Source organism: Streptococcus sp. W151 (assembly GCF_053010205.1).
The window spans coordinates 824,583-841,470 of the sequence record NZ_JBRKNT010000001.1 but is presented as its reverse complement, the minus strand read 5'-3'; the positions used below and the strand labels follow the sequence as shown (position 1 = coordinate 841,470).

Annotated in this window: 22 protein-coding genes and 2 pseudogenes; 21 read left to right on the top strand and 3 right to left on the bottom strand. The window is 39.9% G+C overall.

Translation table 11 applies throughout. The features are described from left to right. Positions 1–27 precede the first annotated feature (27 nt). The 18 genes and pseudogenes from ACVC7Q_RS04045 to ACVC7Q_RS03960 all read left to right on the top strand — a co-directional run bounded on the left by ACVC7Q_RS04045 (position 28) and on the right by ACVC7Q_RS03960 (position 13,254). Complete coding sequence (locus ACVC7Q_RS04045; RefSeq protein ID WP_447264929.1) at positions 28–720, top strand: hypothetical protein; 693 nt, start codon at positions 28–30, stop codon at positions 718–720. Positions 721–909: 189 nt separating this feature from the next. Next, a complete protein-coding gene (locus ACVC7Q_RS04040; RefSeq protein WP_447264928.1) occupies positions 910–1,179 on the top strand; it encodes a hypothetical protein in 270 nt (89 codons plus the stop codon). A gap of 71 nt (positions 1,180–1,250) precedes the next feature. Beyond that, entirely contained in the window at positions 1,251–1,571 is a 321-nt protein-coding gene (locus tag ACVC7Q_RS04035) for a hypothetical protein (protein WP_447264927.1), read from the top strand. A gap of 40 nt (positions 1,572–1,611) precedes the next feature. Then, positions 1,612–2,157: a DUF4304 domain-containing protein gene (locus ACVC7Q_RS04030; protein WP_447264926.1), complete on the top strand. Its 546-nt coding sequence runs from the start codon at positions 1,612–1,614 to the stop codon at positions 2,155–2,157. 170 nt (positions 2,158–2,327) lie between these two features. Continuing rightward, complete coding sequence (locus ACVC7Q_RS04025; protein ID WP_447264925.1) at positions 2,328–2,639, top strand: hypothetical protein; 312 nt, start codon at positions 2,328–2,330, stop codon at positions 2,637–2,639. A 208-nt stretch (positions 2,640–2,847) separates the two neighbouring features. Beyond that, entirely contained in the window at positions 2,848–3,207 is a 360-nt protein-coding gene (locus tag ACVC7Q_RS04020; protein WP_447264924.1) for a hypothetical protein, read from the top strand. A 33-nt stretch (positions 3,208–3,240) separates the two neighbouring features. Continuing rightward, positions 3,241–3,846, top strand: a complete 606-nt coding sequence (locus tag ACVC7Q_RS04015; protein WP_447264923.1) for a DUF6707 family protein — start codon at positions 3,241–3,243, stop codon at positions 3,844–3,846. A 40-nt stretch (positions 3,847–3,886) separates the two neighbouring features. Further along, the gene (locus tag ACVC7Q_RS04010) at positions 3,887–4,366 is read left to right on the top strand and encodes an NUDIX hydrolase (RefSeq protein WP_447264922.1); all 480 of its coding nucleotides are present in this window, start codon (positions 3,887–3,889) and stop codon (positions 4,364–4,366) included. 7 nt (positions 4,367–4,373) lie between these two features. Continuing rightward, entirely contained in the window at positions 4,374–5,102 is a 729-nt protein-coding gene (locus tag ACVC7Q_RS04005) for a GNAT family N-acetyltransferase (protein ID WP_447264921.1), read from the top strand. Positions 5,103–5,143: 41 nt separating this feature from the next. Next, positions 5,144–6,047, top strand: a pseudogene (locus ACVC7Q_RS04000) (putative PEP-binding protein). Next, complete coding sequence (locus ACVC7Q_RS03995) at positions 5,989–6,429, top strand: ASCH domain-containing protein (RefSeq protein WP_447264920.1); 441 nt, start codon at positions 5,989–5,991, stop codon at positions 6,427–6,429. Before ACVC7Q_RS04000 ends, ACVC7Q_RS03995 begins: the two are co-directional and overlap by 59 nt. A 382-nt stretch (positions 6,430–6,811) precedes the next feature. Further along, positions 6,812–8,191, top strand: coding sequence for a bifunctional UDP-N-acetylglucosamine diphosphorylase/glucosamine-1-phosphate N-acetyltransferase GlmU (glmU, locus tag ACVC7Q_RS03990; protein ID WP_447264919.1), 1,380 nt, complete (start codon positions 6,812–6,814; stop codon positions 8,189–8,191). Between the two features lie 9 nt (positions 8,192–8,200). Then, positions 8,201–8,746, top strand: a complete 546-nt coding sequence (locus tag ACVC7Q_RS03985; protein WP_447264918.1) for an NUDIX hydrolase — start codon at positions 8,201–8,203, stop codon at positions 8,744–8,746. Between the two features lie 11 nt (positions 8,747–8,757). Beyond that, positions 8,758–9,093 carry a cell wall synthase accessory phosphoprotein MacP gene (gene macP / locus ACVC7Q_RS03980; RefSeq protein WP_155171489.1) on the top strand — a complete coding sequence of 112 codons (336 nt, stop codon included), beginning with the start codon at positions 8,758–8,760 and terminating at the stop codon, positions 9,091–9,093. Positions 9,094–9,117: 24 nt separating this feature from the next. Continuing rightward, positions 9,118–9,810 (top strand): 5'-methylthioadenosine/adenosylhomocysteine nucleosidase, encoded by a 693-nt coding sequence (locus tag ACVC7Q_RS03975; protein WP_447264917.1) that lies wholly within the window; start codon positions 9,118–9,120, stop codon positions 9,808–9,810. Positions 9,811–9,831: 21 nt separating this feature from the next. Continuing rightward, a complete protein-coding gene (locus ACVC7Q_RS03970; protein WP_447264916.1) occupies positions 9,832–10,140 on the top strand; it encodes a hypothetical protein in 309 nt (102 codons plus the stop codon). Between the two features lie 257 nt (positions 10,141–10,397). Continuing rightward, positions 10,398–11,021 carry an endonuclease III gene (gene nth / locus ACVC7Q_RS03965; protein ID WP_049506625.1) on the top strand — a complete coding sequence of 208 codons (624 nt, stop codon included), beginning with the start codon at positions 10,398–10,400 and terminating at the stop codon, positions 11,019–11,021. Between the two features lie 265 nt (positions 11,022–11,286). Further along, positions 11,287–13,254: a peptide ABC transporter substrate-binding protein gene (locus tag ACVC7Q_RS03960; protein ID WP_447264915.1), complete on the top strand. Its 1,968-nt coding sequence runs from the start codon at positions 11,287–11,289 to the stop codon at positions 13,252–13,254. A gap of 91 nt (positions 13,255–13,345) precedes the next feature. On the opposite strand, the pseudogene ACVC7Q_RS03955 reads toward ACVC7Q_RS03960, so the two are convergent. Continuing rightward, positions 13,346–13,438 (bottom strand): annotated as a pseudogene (locus ACVC7Q_RS03955) (bleomycin resistance protein); the annotation flags it as partial. A gap of 98 nt (positions 13,439–13,536) precedes the next feature. On the opposite strand from ACVC7Q_RS03955, the gene ACVC7Q_RS03950 reads away from it, so the two are divergent. After that, positions 13,537–14,193: a hypothetical protein gene (locus ACVC7Q_RS03950; RefSeq protein WP_447264914.1), complete on the top strand. Its 657-nt coding sequence runs from the start codon at positions 13,537–13,539 to the stop codon at positions 14,191–14,193. 234 nt (positions 14,194–14,427) lie between these two features. Here ACVC7Q_RS03950 and ACVC7Q_RS03945 read toward each other — a convergent pair whose 3' ends face one another. After that, on the bottom strand, positions 14,428–14,814 hold the full coding sequence (locus tag ACVC7Q_RS03945) for a bleomycin resistance protein (RefSeq protein ID WP_447264913.1): 387 nt from the start codon (positions 14,812–14,814) through the stop codon (positions 14,428–14,430). 11 nt (positions 14,815–14,825) lie between these two features. After that, positions 14,826–15,653, bottom strand: a complete 828-nt coding sequence (locus tag ACVC7Q_RS03940) for an exodeoxyribonuclease III (protein WP_447264912.1) — start codon at positions 15,651–15,653, stop codon at positions 14,826–14,828. Between the two features lie 135 nt (positions 15,654–15,788). Between ACVC7Q_RS03940 and ACVC7Q_RS03935 the strand changes: the two genes are divergently transcribed. After that, positions 15,789–16,241, top strand: coding sequence for a DUF3290 family protein (locus ACVC7Q_RS03935; protein ID WP_447264911.1), 453 nt, complete (start codon positions 15,789–15,791; stop codon positions 16,239–16,241). Next, complete coding sequence (locus ACVC7Q_RS03930; RefSeq protein ID WP_447264910.1) at positions 16,238–16,870, top strand: DUF421 domain-containing protein; 633 nt, start codon at positions 16,238–16,240, stop codon at positions 16,868–16,870. The genes ACVC7Q_RS03935 and ACVC7Q_RS03930 overlap by 4 nt, the downstream gene beginning before the upstream one ends. Positions 16,871–16,888: the final 18 nt, after the last annotated feature.

The window sequence follows — 16,888 nt, the reverse complement described above, 5'->3', positions numbered from 1 at the left end:
TAGCTATAAAATTGATAGGAGAAAACTATGAAGTACTACTTTGTGATGGATGATAAAGCAAATAAGTCCTTTAATTTTGATGTTGAATACGGACGAGTGGATTTTGAGATTCAAACGAAACCCTACGAAGAAGAATGGAGTAAATCGATAGATTATATCTATGATCCAAATTGTCCCGATGTGATCTATTATAATTTTGTGAATAAAAAACAATACATAAATAAAATAAATTTTGATTATGATTTTTATTGGTACACCCATGGTTTTATCCTTTCTAAAAAGTTAGCAACCATTTTTAAACAATTCAAGATTCAAGGTCATGTTTGGAAAAAGCTTAAATTTACAGTGAATGGCGATGTCATGGAATCTCCTGACTTTTATCTATTAAAATTTAATACCTATACCAAAGATAATCCTGCTCCTGATTTTATTGATTATGAGAAAACAGAATTATTGCCTTCTAAAACGATGTATACAGTATCCAGAAAACTGGTCTTAAAAGAGGATATTGATGATGATATTTTCAAGCCTGGAAGGGTTGAATTACTTGCAGCGGCTGGCTTTGTCGTTACGGAGGAAGTAAAAGAAGCCATCGAAGAGAATCATTGTGGTCGAGGCATTCGTTTTTTACCGATTGAAACAGCTCAAGAAGAATATTGTAAGAATAGTTTTAAGGATTTTACTAGTTTATTAAAAAGAGCAAAGCCTAAATTACCCTAACATTAAGTATTCCTTTAAAAAATAAGACTCTAGTCTACATCATTCGAGATTTCAGGCAGAAAATATTTGATTTTAAATCTCTTTCTAGCTTAGTTAAAAACATTAGTATGTTAGAAATTTGTATTAATTTGAAAAAAATATGAACTTGAGAAATTTACAAATGAAAACCTAACTTTATTAAATGAAATAATGGCTAATGACTACAAAGAAAAAATTATTCATATGCTTAGGTCATCTGCTTATTGGTATGAGTTAGCTGAAAAACGAATCTTTTCGGAACTATCCATGATGGGGCAGTTAATGGCGATCTATCTGCTCCCCGAACAGACCTCATCCGATTTTATTTTTGGCTTATTATTTAGAGTGGACGCTGAAGTAGAGCATGGAAGAGGAATGAAGGTTTCACTCGAAGAGATGACCATCATTGACTACGGAGACGCTGATAGAGCATTTTGTTAGATTAGAAATGTGTACCAGTGAGGCTAACGAATTGCGAATAATCCTCCCGTTAATATCAAAGGAGAATGAAGATGAAAAAGACCTACTTTCTTTATCGAGATAGTGAAGCCTTGGAAAGGCAAAGTGATGGAGCTGAGTTCTGTAAAATACCGGAGTTTTGTGATGATCAGATCTATTTTTATTGCGATGAATATATGCTTTTTTGGACATCTATTGAAGATGTAGGTGATTTGAATAAAGCTAGAGATTTTAAACTAAAAGACAACATAGTACCAGCAACGCTAGAAGAGATTAGTGATGAAGGATTGATTGGCTACATAGATACAGTGAAACAATACAATATTGAGAATGGAAAAGTTGTAGGAATGATCTATATCCATTTAGACTCCTAGTAAACTGTAACGAACATCCTATGAAAGAGCAGGTAATGAAATGAAAGAGGCCAAAGAACTCTTCGTAAAAAATGGCTTTTCGCGACTAAGGCGAAGCAATAACTATTATAAAAGCAATCATGATTTTTACACGGTGATCTATTTTCAACGAAAATCAGATGGGACTGCCTATTTCGTGAATGTTGGCATTCATCCCCTCTTCCTGGACTCGGGACTGTTAGAAGAAGTGGATTGTGCTTTAAGGACTCGATTAGGTTCTATCGATCATAGAAATGGCATGGATCAAGCTGAATTGGAAAAGGCTGCCCAACAGGCCATCGATTTTACTACTCAGTATTCATCGTACCCTACCGTATTTTCGAGCATAAATCCCGAGAAGGATCTTGAGAAGGATTGGTTGCTAAAAGAATTCTCTATCACCAAAGTGAACTTATGCAGATTGTATGTTGAGTATTATGATGCAATCGATTCTAAGAAGGTAGCTTTAGATTTTGCCAACTATGGCTTATCCATTACACCTAAGATTGCCTCTGTTCCCAAAAACTTCTTTAAAACCTATATTCGTTCGGGAGAAGTTTTAAAATAATATTACCAGTAATTTGAGATTAGGAAGGGATGATGGTCAAAGAAGAGAGTTTCTCAATAAAGTAAGTAATAGTCAAGATGTTAGTTTAAACCTGTTCAGTAAAGGATGTGTCGCAAAAATTGAAAAGTAGAGATAATTTTCATAGACACTATTTAGTATTGTGGAACCTAATGATGTCCATAGAAAGTAATGTTGTAACCAGTGAAGAGGTTGAGTTTCTGTATCCTTTTGATATGAGTAAAAAGGAAGATGTCCTTAAAGTTTTTGATGTATTTGTGAAAGAGGATTTCTTGAGCCTAGAAGAAGAGAAGCAGAAGCAAGTGCTTGAGACCATTGAGGATGTTATACGGGCTGGAGATAAAGTGGTTGAGCATTTTTTTGAATATGAATTTGGTTTTGCTTCAAAAGAGCCAAGAAATAAAGTTGCCTTTCTAGAAATGGTTAAGGATATATTAGTCTCTTATTTGTCCATCTCAGACTAGTCATCTATTTTCCTTTAAATTTTAAGAATGAAATTTATGGACTTCGAGGTCGCGTATTTTAAGAGTAGTTGACAGCCTCAACCCAAGACTTAGCTGAGTGAGGATGATCTATTTAAGGTTTATAATCCTCACATGGGAAGAGTGCTTACGCAAAATAGCGGATAGGCAAGAAAGAATGGTTTGATGATTCTAAAAGGAGAAATAAGAAATGAAAAACTATTTACTGGATGAAAGGATATTTCAGTATCCTGAATCATTTAAAAAATTGATCGAACTTAATTTAGTTGATTTTGATATTTGGTATCTGTTGGATTCAGAATGGGCCCTGTCTTTGTATAAGGGATTGCAGGAAAGGTACCCAACCCGAAAGTTGATTCCATTTGCTAAAAGAGGAGATTGTGATGATACAGCTTGTTTTGAAATAGGAAAGGGCAATAAGGTCCAACTCATTCATGATTTTGCTGCCGAAGGATGGGAGCAACGAAAAGAGTTTAACAATTTTTGGGAATGGGTAGAATACGCAATCAAATGCATGATAGAGTATAACAAGGAGGATGGGATAGAGTAAAGGTCTATTGTAAGTGTTAAAAGGAGTAGATACATGAATGTGAAAGAACTAATCGAAGAGGTTGAAAATGATGTTGACTTAGCATCCTATATCAGTCTTGTGCCAAAAAAGAATAAGAAGCCCCAAGCTAGCTATCTCGAATCGCTTAATCATCTGGCCTATTTACTTTATCTGGATGGTCAAGGGGAAATGGCTAAGGAATTATTAGATAGGATCATACAAGTTCCGTTTGAAGGGAATTATAACACCTGGACCTTTGTTGATAGCTCTCTGGTTTTAGTGGCTTATCTGGAAAGAGAAAAAGAAAATCAGGTATTCGTCTATAAAAAACTCCTTTTATCTCCATTAGAACAAGGGGAGGAATCCACTCAAAACATAAGAAGGAGAGTTCATCAGAGATTTTTGAATGGCGATAGCCTGGAGCAAAAGCTTGCAAAAATCGAAAAGGCTCCAAGCCCTGAATCAGAAATGGAACGTCGTCTGCTATACTTGGCAGATTTGTTGAAGATTCACCTCTTTATTGCTGAGTCAACTTGTGAAGAGACAGATATCCAAGCAAAAATCGAAGAGAATATGGAGATACTAAAGAAGTATATCAAGGAGCATGAAATTTATAGCCTCTTTCCTTTTAAGGGATAAGGTAAGTTATTGATCTTGGATTGTTAGAAAAGAGTAGAATATGGAAATCAAACATCACTTTGGCGTCTATGGCGTTTGCTTTGAAAATGGAAAATTACTCTGCATTGAGAAAACGAGAGGACCTTATCAGTATCGTTTTGATTTACCGGGTGGTAGTCAGGAAATCAGTGAGGGACTGACAGAAACCCTCAAGAGAGAAGTTCTGGAAGAGACGGGATATGCGATAAGCTCTTATTCAAAACCTAGGATTTATGATGTGCTGGTTCAGGAAGAAGGGCAAGATTTCGCAGTACACCATATCATGGCCTTTTATGACATCGTACTCGATTTCGAACGCTCTCAACAATCCCTTCCTCAAGAGGTTCTTGGCGGAAGCAATGATTCAGCAAATGCAATTTGGGTCCCTATTGAGCAGATGACCCAAGAAAATGCCTCGCCTTTAGTATTGAAGGCGAAGGCAGAGTTAGAAGGATTTCCAGAATTGGACATGACAGGATATAGAAATTGGAAAGTAAAATAGAGGGATAATGGAACTATTTAAAACATGGAAGAAATGTATGGTTCTCTATGGTCTTAAATCTCAAATCGGGACTGTTTATCGAAACAGTGATAGGACAACGATTTTTTATGATATTGGGAATTTTCTATACCTAGCAGGGGAGTTAGATTCCAGATTTTGGGAAGATTTTGTTAGGCAATATGGTTTAGATTATAAGATTATTATTTCAGAAGACACTAAGTGGCAAGATTTTCTGCATCGGCAAGTTGGGTTAATTTCTTTTACTCGCTATTCTTTTAAAGATAAGGCAAATTTTCAAGTTAAATTTCTAAATGATCTAGTTAGTCAGTTAGAGAAAGGTTGCAATATTGTACCTATTGATAATCTTATTTATAACTGCCTTTCTGAGGAAGAATGGTCACAAGATTTACAGGGGGATTTTGAGTCCTACCAGGATTTTGCTTTAAAAGGTGGATTTGGCTTTGTGATTCTTAAAAATAATGAAGTGATTGCTGGGATTTCCTCAGGGTTAGTTTACCGTGAAGCAGTTGAAGTGGAAGTTGCAACTAGACCAAACGAACAAGGAAATGGATTTGCCAAAAAGCTTGGTGCTGCAATGATTCTAGAGAGTTTAAATAGAGATATGTTTCCACTTTGGGATGCTCATAACGAGGCTTCCAAAAAAGTAGCAGAATTTTTAGGATATGAGTTAGTTGAACCTTATGAAGCTTTTGAACTAAAGGAAAGTGTCGTATAATGATAGCTGATAGTGTATCTTTTAAGACGAGGTGAATGGACATGCAAAATCAACTGGCTCTTAGTGGAGAAAAAATTATTGAAAAAGTTTATCTTCAACTATTTCACCACATTGGTATGATTCGTGGGGAATACTTGCTAAGAGAGCTCAATCAAAACATCCTGTTACCAAATTGTCAGCAATTTGTAAAAGATTATCTAGACACTATTTGTCATTTGTACTCAGATGAAGAAGTCTGGTATCGCTTTTCAGAGTTAACAAATGCAGAAGCAAATAGTCTGGACGGAACTAAAGAGTATTTTGATGAACGCCACCCCTTATTTGGATACAGAGGTATCAGGCGTTTGTTGGCGTGTCCAGATGAATTTCAGGCTGAGGCAAATGTCGTTACAGATGTTTATCAAAATAATCCCAATTTGTCAGTTATTTTTCCTTTTGTGAATGGTGCCGACCAATTAAAACAAGCTATTACAGTGTTACGTCAGCATGGTTTTACTGGTAAAGTTGGCACGATGATTGAATTACCATCAGCTTATTTTGACTTAGACAGGATACTGGAAACGGGCATTTCAAAGATTATAGTTGGAATGAATGATTTGACTTCTTTTGTTTTTGCGACTGTGAGGAACAGTCAATGGCATGATTTGGAAAATCCAATTATGTTAGATATGCTGAGACAGATGCAGGAAAAAGCAAAGACTAAAAAGATTGATTTCGCTGTAGCAGGCTATCTGAATCTTTCTTTCATACAAAAAATGAATCAGATGGGTATCGAATGTATTCTCCATTACAGCTCTATTCCAGAGATTTTTGATTTAGAAATTGACCATCCAGATCACCTTAAACACATAAAAGAAAAAAGTAAAAAATTACAAAGGAGCAACCTATGACACCTCAAGAAATGTGGAATGCCTACAAGAAAATCAATCCCTCTATCGGAGATGAAATCGATGCCTGGGCTTTTGGAGTAGAAGCTGATCTCTTGGCAGATTTAGTTTTAAAAGGGGAAAAGACGGCAACTGCATCAGCCTATGATCTTTATGCAGTTGATAACGATCCCCTGCCACAAGAAGGGACCTTTGACATCATTTTAGATAGCCACGATCGGGCTGTCTGCATTATCGAAATTATCAAGGTTTCTGTTCAGTCCTTCCATCAAGTGTCTGCTGACCATGCCTATAAGGAAGGTGAGGGAGACAAATCTCTGGCCTATTGGCGTCAGGTTCATGAGGAGTTTTTCACGGAGTGGCTGGAGGAAGCAGGTCTGACGTTTACACCTGACAGCAAGGTGGTTTTAGAAGAATTTCGCAAGGTTTATCCATTATAGAACGAGGCTGGGCAAAAACTGTCTAGCCTTCGATGTTTTAATAGGAATAACTGTATGAGCAGTGGTTGATTGCTCAAAGCACTGCTTTTAGGTGGTGGATAGGACTTGCGAAGCAAGGTTCCTAAGTATTTGTTCGCTACTTAGCTCCAAAGATGACCTATGAAGATGGAAAACAATGTTTTCTTTATCTGTAACCTCCAATAGTCTCCCAGACTGTTGGAGCTGTGCGGGGGTGGGAAAATTGAAAAGGTTTGGGGAACCTTTTCAATTTTTGTTTAATTAGTCGAAGTTCTTTCCCACTCCCTTTAGTTCGGGTCTTATTTTCCAAAAGGGGTGAAAAATGGTATAATAAGTACGATATTGTACAGAAAAGAGAAATGTTATGCCAAATTATGCCATTATTTTAGCAGCGGGGAAAGGTACCCGTATGAAATCAGATCTGCCCAAGGTTCTTCATAAGGTTGCAGGGATCTCTATGTTGGAGCATGTCTTCCGTAGTGTTGGAGCCATCTCACCTGAAAAGACTGTAACAGTTGTCGGCCACAAGGCGGAATTGGTAGAGCAAGTTTTAGCGGGACAAACAGAATTTGTCAAGCAAACGGAGCAGTTAGGAACTGGTCATGCGGTAATGATGGCAGAGCCAGTCTTGAAAGGTCTTGAAGGGCATACCCTCGTCATTGCAGGAGACACTCCTTTGATTACGGGTGACAGTCTCAAACACTTGATCGACTTCCATATCAACCACAAGAATGTGGCAACGATTTTGACAGCCGAAGCAGCCAATCCATTTGGCTATGGTCGGATTGTCCGTAATGACAATGCGGAAGTGCTTCGCATCGTCGAGCAAAAAGATGCAACAGATTTTGAAAAACAAATCAAAGAAATCAATACAGGGACTTATGTCTTTGACAATGCGCGCCTTTTTGAAGCTTTGAAGAATATCAATACCAACAATGCCCAAGGTGAATACTATATCACAGATGTGATTGGGATCTTCCGAGAAGCAGGCGAAAAAGTCGGAGCCTATACGCTCAAAGACTTTGATGAAAGCCTCGGGGTTAACGACCGCGTAGCCCTTGCGACAGCAGAAAGCATCATGCGTCGTCGCATTAACCAAGCCCACATGGTCAATGGAGTGAGCTTTGTCAATCCTGACGCGACCTATATCGATATCGATGTTGAGATTGCACCAGAAGTGCAAATCGAAGCCAATGTTACCCTAAAAGGCCACACAAAAATTGGGGCTGAGACAGTTTTAACCAATGGAACCTATATCGTGGACAGTGAAATTGGTGCAGGTGCTGTCATCACCAACTCTATGATTGAAGAGAGCACGGTAGCCGATGGCGTAACGGTAGGACCATATGCCCACATTCGTCCAGGTTCTAGCTTGGCCAAAGATGTCCATATCGGAAACTTCGTCGAAGTCAAAGGTTCGTCTATCGGAGAGAATACCAAAGCAGGTCATCTGACATACATTGGCAACTGCCAAGTTGGTAGCAATGTCAACTTTGGTGCTGGAACTATCACGGTGAATTACGATGGCCAACACAAGTTTAAAACAACAATTGGCAACAATGTCTTTGTTGGTTCAAATTCGACCATCATTGCACCCGTCGAGCTCGGAGATAATTCCCTAGTCGGGGCTGGATCCACCATTACCAAAGATGTGCCAGCAGATGCGATTGCGATCGGTCGTGGCCGTCAAGTGAATAAAGAAGAGTATGCTCTTCGCTTGCCACACCATCCTAAAAATAAATAGGAGAATCTCATGCAATTTGAAGAAAAAACCATTGAGCGCAAGGAAATTTATCAGGGACCAATTTTCCAAGTGGTGACTGATCAAGTAGAACTACCCGCTGGGAAAGGTCAAGCTCAGCGTGATTTAATTTTTCATAATGGAGCAGTAGCGGTTTTACCGATCACAGATGATGGCAAGACTATTTTGGTCAAGCAGTACCGCAAGGCGATCGAGAGGACTTCAGTAGAGATCCCTGCAGGGAAGTTGGAAAAGGGTGAAAATGCGGATCCTCAAGCAGCTGCTCTGCGTGAATTGGAAGAAGAAATTGGTTACACAGCGGAACTAGAGTTGTTGTATGATTTTTATTCTGCCATTGGATTTTGTAATGAGCGGATTAAACTCTATGCTGCGACCAATTTGAAAAAAGTGGAACATCCACGCCCACAAGATGAAGATGAGACCTTAGAGCTGCTAGAAGTGACCTTGAAGGAGGCTAAAGACTTGATTCAAGCTGGCGAAATCTGTGATGCCAAGACCATCATGGCAATCCAATACTGGGACTTAATCAATAAATAGAGGAGGATCCGATGGGAAAACCTTTATTAACCGATGAAATGATTGAACGAGCGAGGCGAGGTGAGGACATTTCGAGTCCTAAAATGGTCGATGCTGAAGAGACGAAGATTATTCGGACAGACCACAGGGGATTTGGCTACGAACGTCCTATGAGAGAAAGCCGTATGGAGCGCCCGCAGGAGAGCTATTCACAGGATACCTTGCAGATCCAAGTGGAGCCCACTGTGACCAAGAGTCGTCGCATTGAAGAGCGTAAACAAAGTGTGGTCCAATCCAAACTCAATAAGATTTTGTTCTGGATCATTGTGCTCCTCATTGTTTTGATCATTGCTATTTGGCGTCTGTAAGGTCGTCACAAGGAGAGAATGGATATGAAAATTGGAATTATCGCGGCCATGCCCCAGGAGTTAAAGATTCTGGTTGAAGCCCTTGAAAATGGGGAAAAGCATCTGCGTCTTGGAAAAGTCTACTATACAGGATCGATTGGTCGGCATGAAGTCGTTTTGGTTGAAAGTGGCATCGGAAAAGTCATGTCTGCCATGAGTGTAGCGGTCCTAGCCAATGATTTCAAAGTGGAAGCCATTATCAATACCGGATCTGCAGGAGCAGTTGCACCGGGAATGGCTGTTGGGGATATTGTCCTTGCCGACAAACTGGCCTATCATGATGTGGATGTGACAGCCTTTGGCTACAAGTATGGTCAAATGGCAGGTCAACCGCTTTACTTTGAATCCAGTCGCTATTTCGTATCAGAAATGAAAAAAGTTCTGGAAGAAGAAGCTACAACCACACATGTGGGCCTGATTACAACAGGAGATAGCTTTATCGCGAGTGAAGAAAAAGTTGCAGCGATTCGGGAGCAGTTTCCAGAAGTATTGGCAGTTGAGATGGAAGGAGCAGCCATTGCCCAAGCCGCTCATGCAGCTGGACGTCCCTTCATGGTCATTCGCGCCATGAGTGATACAGCAGATCACGCAGCCAATCTCTCTTTTGATGAATTTATCGTTCAGGCTGGTGAGCGCTCTGCTCAAACCTTGATGACTTTCTTGAAGAGACTAGTATAAAAAAAGATAGGGAGATGGAACATGTATCGTGAATCGTATTTTGATGGAGGCCTATTTTCATATATTGGCCATGTTTTATTAGCAACCTTCATTACAGTATTTACTTTCGGTATTTGTGCTCCTTGGGGCGTGTGCTTGTTGTATAACTGGAAGGTCAAACATACGGTGATTGATGGTCATCGTCAGTACTTTGACGGCACAGCCATGCAATTGTTTGGAAATTGGATTAAGTGGTGGTTCTTTACCATCATTACATTTGGGATCTATGGATTCTGGTTAAATATCAAGGTTACTCAATGGATTACCAAGCATACCCATTTTGTAGATTAAGAGAGGGAGGCTGGGACAAAAGTCCTGGCCTCTCAATTGTCTTTGGATTGTCGAGCAAGACGCAGTGGTTGAGTGGGCTCTACTACGCTGATTGTATCAGCTTTTATAGCCCTACTCAACTGTGCGGAGGTGGGACGACGAAATCGAATTCTAACGAATGACCGATTTCTGTCCCACTCTCTTTTTTCGAAGCTGATTCTTTCAGAAATAGGGTGCGTTCATGCTATAATAAGGACTAGTAGTGGAAAGGAGAAATGATGGTTTTATCAAAGAAACGGGCACGTCATGTGATTGAAGAAATTATCGCCCTTTTTCCAGATGCTAAACCGAGTCTGGATTTTCGTAATCATTTTGAATTATTAGTGGCAGTCATGCTCTCTGCTCAGACGACTGATGCGGCTGTTAATAAAGCGACACCAGGTTTGTTTGCGGCTTTTCCAACCCCACAAGCCATGGCAGCAGCCAGTGAAGCAGCTATCGCCAAGCATATTTCTAAATTAGGTCTCTATCGAAATAAGGCCAAATTTCTCAAAAAATGTGCTCAACAATTGCTAGACAACTTTGATGGGCAGGTGCCTCAGACTCGTGAAGAGTTAGAAAGCCTGGCAGGAGTAGGACGTAAGACAGCAAATGTCGTCATGAGTGTAGGATTTGGGATTCCAGCCTTTGCTGTCGATACCCATGTGGAGCGGATCTGCAAGCACCATGACATTGTCAAGAAATCAGCGACGCCCTTGGAAGTGGAAAAGAGAGTCATGGATGTTCTACCAAAAAGCGAATGGCTAGCAGCCCATCAAGCCATGATCTATTTTGGACGGGCTATCTGCCATCCTAAAAATCCTGAATGTGATCAGTACCCACAACTCTATCATTTTGATTAGCAATCAGTTCCTCTGCTAGAAAGTGCAGAGGTTCTTTTTTGTGCTGAAACGTATATTTATTAAAAGGATCGAAAACTGAGGCTTTGTGATCTGTGAGGGGAGATGCCTAGACTCGCTTATCCAGCTTCTTTGAGATTGATTTCAAGATGAATTTTCTTGACATCTTATTATATTCATTCAGAAATAACGAACTTTTTTAAAATAAATTTGGTTTTTTTTAAGAAATAGTGTATAATGGTAGAAAATCTAACATAAGGAGATAGTGATGAAAGCAAAAAAACTGTTAGCTCTTGCAGGAGTTTCTGTTGCAGGTGCCTTTCTCTTAGCAGCGTGTAGCGGAGGTAGTAGCAACCAAGCAACTTACTCATTCGTTTATTCAGCAGATCCAAATACCTTGGATTACATCGCTGCAACTCGTACAACGACTTCAGATGTCACAAGTAACCTTGTAGATGGTCTTCTTGAAAATGACCAATACGGAAACTTTGTGCCAAGTCTAGCAGAAGATTGGACTGTCTCTGAAGATGGATTAACCTATACTTACAAACTTCGTAAGGATGCCAAATGGTATACGAGTGAGGGTGAGGAATATGGTGATGTAACGGCTCAAGACTTTGTTACAGGGATCAAACACGCGGTTGAGTCAAAATCAGAAGGTCTCTTCTTGATTCAAAATTCGATCAAAGGTTTGGATGCCTACGTAAAAGGGGAAACCAAAGACTTTAACACGGTTGGAGTCAAAGCTTTAGATGACCACACCATCCAATATACCTTGGTCCGTCCAGAAAGCTTCTGGAACTCCAAAACAACTTCAGGTGTTCTTTTCCCAGTCAATGCTAAGTTCTTGGAATCTCAAGGAAAAGATTTTGGTTCTTTGAAACCTAGCAGCATCTTATACAATGGTCCATATTACTTGAAATCATTGACTTCAAAATCTGAGATTGAATTGGTCAAGAACAAAGACTATTACGATGCGAAAAATGTTCATATCGACAATGTCAAATTGACCTTTAATGATGGATCAAACCCAGATGCAATCATTAAAAACTTTGAAAAAGGTCAATACTCCTTTGCCTCTGTTATGCCAAACAGTTCGACGTATAAGAGCGTCAAGAAAAACTTTGGCGACAACATTGTCTACGGGTTGCAATTGGGAACATCTTACTACCTTGGATTCAACTTGGACCGTCAAAAGTATGACCACACAGCCAAAACAACGGATGAACAAAAAGCTTCTACTAAGAAAGCAATCTTGAACAAGGACTTCCGTCAAGCGGTGAACTTTGCCTTTGACCGCAAATCTTATGCGGCACAAGTATCAGGAACTGATGCTGCTGAAAATACCCTTCGAAGCACCTTGGTGCCACCAACTTATGTCCAAATCAATGGAGAAGATTTTGGTAAAGTTGTTGAAAAACAATTGGTTACTTATGGCGATCAATGGAAGGGTGTGAATTTGGACGATGGCCAAACAAGCCTCTACAATCCAGAAAAAGCTAAAGCTTCATTTGCGAAAGCCAAAGCTGAATTGCAAAAACAAGGGGTTCAATTCCCAATTCATTTGGACTACATTGTCAGCCAAGTGGACAATAGTATGGTCCAACAAGCAAGCTCCTTCAAACAATCTGTAGAGTCAGCTCTTGGTGCAGATAATGTCGTTGTGGACCTTCAAAAGGTATCGGATGACGATTTCCAAAATATTACCTACTTCAGTGATACAGCTGCTGCGAGAGATTACGATATCTCAGGTGGTGGTTGGGCCCCTGACTACCAAGATCCATCGACTTACCTTGAAAGTATCAGCTCAGTCAATGGTTCAGTATCTTACTATTTTGGTATAGATGCGGGAACAAACAACCCAGCCATTGCAGCAGTTGGTTTGGATCAATACGCCAACATGTTGAAAGATGCCGATGCTGAATTGTTGGATCAAGGAAAACGCTATGAAAAATATGCAGCAGCGCAAGCATGGTTGACAGATAGCTCGATTACGCTTCCAACCGTTTCAAACGGTGGTGCTCCAATGCTTCAACGGACCGTACCATACAGCCGTGCTGCTTCATGGGTTGGTACAAAAGGAACAGGAACATTCTACAAATACCTTGAAATGTCTAAAGATGTTGTCACCACAAAAGACTTTAACAAGGCTAAAGAAGAATGGTTGAAGAAAAAAGCCGAATCCAATAAAAAAGCTCAAGAAGATCTCAAAGATCATATTGAGAAGAAAAAATAAGATCTCTTTCTCATTGAAGACGATCAACAAAAGTCGGACCCTTTGGATGGGGTCCGGCTTTTTTATGTCTTGAAAGTCAGTCTGTCTCATTCTATTCACTAAATCTTAAAAAATAGCCATCTGGATCTAGAATTGCAAATTCATGAAGGTAGATATAATGGTCGCCAACCAGAAATTTTCTTTTGTTATACCCTATGCTTTTTATCGAAAGCGTTTCCTATTTAAATAAACTATAAAAAATGATATTATATTTGTGAGTCAACCACTTTAAGGAGAACAATCATGATGAAAAACAAAATAATATTAAGCTCTGTAACGCTTCTATCTGCATTTATACTAGCAGCATGCGGAAACGGAGAAAAGAAAGCAACAGAAACTGTTGCAGCACCAACAACTAAAGTCGCTAAAGAAACTACGACTGCACCAACGACAACACTTCAAACAACAACTCCTGGGTCTTCTTCTGGGGCAAAAGAAATATCCCTTGCAGATACTCAACGTATCGGAAATGAAAAATTTGGTTATATCAATATCCCTAAAGATTGGGTCGTACGCACTACTCGAAGTAGCAAAGCGCTCGAATATTTATCACCAGACAAAAACAATGCGTTAATAATGGACTCAAACACTAAAGATACTGTTAAACTTGGCCCCAACGAAACCTTTGACTCACAGTTACTTGCGGACCGTTTATATAGCCTCTGGGGAAAAAACAAAAATCGAACTAGTATAGAAGGTGTAAAAGCTGTATTTGCCAGTGAGGACGCTTTCTTAATAAAAGTAACATTTACAAATGGGAACACTTTGTACGAATGGGTATTCCAAAAAGGCGATAAAGTATACACAATCACAATCATGGGTTCAGAAGATATGATTAAAGCCTTAAGACCTGTTCTCGAGCACTCTTGGGGCTTAGATCCGAATACTCCGGGTAAATAATCCCTAAAAGACTAAAAGAGAGTGGGACAGAAATCGGTAATTCGTTAGAATTCGATTTCGTCGTCCCACCTCTGCACAGTTGAGTAGGGCTGTAAAAGCTGATGAAATCAGCGTAGTAGAGCCCACTCAACCACTGCGTCTTGCTCGACAATCCAAAAACAATTGAGAGGCTAGGACTTTTGTCCCAGTCTCTTTCTTTTTTTGTTTCTTTTTCTACTCTAGTGATCTATTATCTTATTCACTAAATCTTAAAAAATAGCCATCTGGGTCTAAAACTGCAAATTCATGGGGATAGATATACTTCTCACCAACACGAAATTCTCTTTTGGTCAATGGACGATGAATAGGATAGTTGGCCTCAATTACTTTTTGATAAAGTGAAGGGACATCCTTTATTCCAAAGGAGATGTTAATTCCTTGGCCAAATGGGTAGCTCAGTTCAGCTAATTCTTCATCTGTCCCCTCCTCTAGCATTAGCTGGCAATCTTCAAGCGATAAGAAGAGGAAGTTTTCTTCTAGTCGCTCGTATTCGATCGTAAAACCCAGCAAATCGCAGTAGAAGGAACGGGACTGTTCTATATTTGAGACCATAAACTCGGGAATAACTGCATTGTAGTCCATTAAGAAACTCCTTACAATTCAATCTCCAAGACAATCGGTGTATGGTCTTGGCGTGCGCCTGAGTCAATCATGTCTGACTTGGTAACTTTGTCTGCTACACGGTTACTTGTGAGCCAGTAGTCGATTCTCCAGCCTGTATTGTTGATTTTTGAGGTTTTACTGCGTTGTGCCCACCAAGTGTAACGCTCCGGTACTTCACCGTGAAGGTGGCGGAAGGTATCTGTAAAGCCTGTTGCTAGAAGGTTGGTAAAGCCTGCACGTTCTTCGTCTGTGAATCCAGGTGAACGACGGTTGCTGGCAGGGTTGGCAAGGTCGATTTCCTTGTGGGCCACGTTGTAGTCTCCAGTAGCAAGGACAGGTTTTTGCTTATCAAGTTCAGCCAAGTACTCCGCATATTTGACATCCCAGACTTGACGTTCTGCTAGGCGTTTGAGGCCATCACCAGCGTTAGGTGTGTAGACCTGCGTCACGAAAAAATTATCAAATTCCAGAGTAATGATCCGACCTTCCAAGTCCATGGTTGAAGGAGCACCGATCTCTGGGAAAGTCACAACGGGAGTAAGCTCTTTTTTATAGAGGAACATGGTTCCAGCATAGCCTTTGCGAGCTGGTTCTTGAGAAGAGCGCCAGGTATTTTCGTAGCCAGGGAAGAGTTCCTCAAGAATTTCGAGGTGTTTTTTAGTAGGTCCTTTGGCGGATAACTTGGTTTCTTGAATGGCAATGATATCTGCATCCTCAGCGACCAAGGTTTGAAGGACTTCTTGAGAGAGTTTAGCGCGTGCTGAATCGCTGGTCAATGCAGCGTTGAGCGAGTCGATATTCCATGAAATGAGTTTCATTGTGTTTCCTTTTCTTGACATAATAGATAATTTTATTATAACAAAATTTTAATGATTTCCTGATCACAATGCCTTGAAAACTCTTGTAAAATCCATTATAATAGCTTGAATTCATTTGGAGAAAGGGAGTTCTTTATGAAATTTTACTCTTATGACTATGTATTGAGTCAGATCAGCCAGCAAAACTGGGTGACCATTGGGATATCTGGCTTGCTCATTCTTCTGACTGGTTTTTTTGCGGCGAAAGCCTATCGGAATAAGCACGATAGCAAATTCCGCGAATTGTCCATTATCTCCATTTTAACTCTGGTGGTAGTGGTCTTGATCAGTATCAGCAATTTTCAAAATAGCCAAAGTAATAATGACCAGTTCCAACGCTCACTCCATTTTATTGAAGTCATCTCAAAGGAGTTGGATGTTCAAAAAGAAGACGTCTATGTCAATACTTCAGCGGCCACAGATGGAGCGATTCTGAAAGTTGGAGAGGTTTATTACCGAGCTATCGCAGGCTCTGACCCGGATAACTACCTATTAGAAAAGATGGATCTATATAAAACAGACGTAGAACTTGTGGAGGTGAACAAATGACAGTAAATTTTATAACCATTTTGATTAAATTAGCTCTTGGCTTGATTTCCTTGGTATTTGTGATCAATGTGACCGGGAAAGGAAACTTAGCACCAAGTTCTGCAGTAGACCAGATACAGAACTTTGTTCTGGGGGGGATTATTGGTGGGGTGATTTACAATAGCTCCATTACCATTCTTGAATATATTGTTATTCTCTTGATGTGGACTATTTTGATCTTGCTCTTAAAATGGCTCAATACCAATGTCCGTTTTATGAAGCACTTGATCGATGGCAAACCAACTGTCATTATCAAAAATGGGAAGCTTGATCCGGAAGCTTGTCGATCCAAGGGACTTTCTGCTTCAGACGTTGCCTTGAAATTGCGTTCACAAGGAATTTTCCAATTAAAGGAAGTGAAACGAGCTGTCATTGAACAAAACGGTCAAATGATCGTTGTCCGTGCGGGGGATGAAAATCCTAAATACCCGATCATTACTGATGGTGTGGTTCAGCTTGAAATTTTGGAAACAATTGGGAAAAGTGAAGAGTGGTTGCTGGCTGAATTGGAAAAAGAAGGCTATGATAACGTGTTGGATATTTTCATAGCTGAGTATGACAAAGGAAAAATCAATGTTGTAACTTATTAGAAAAAGAGATTGGGCGAA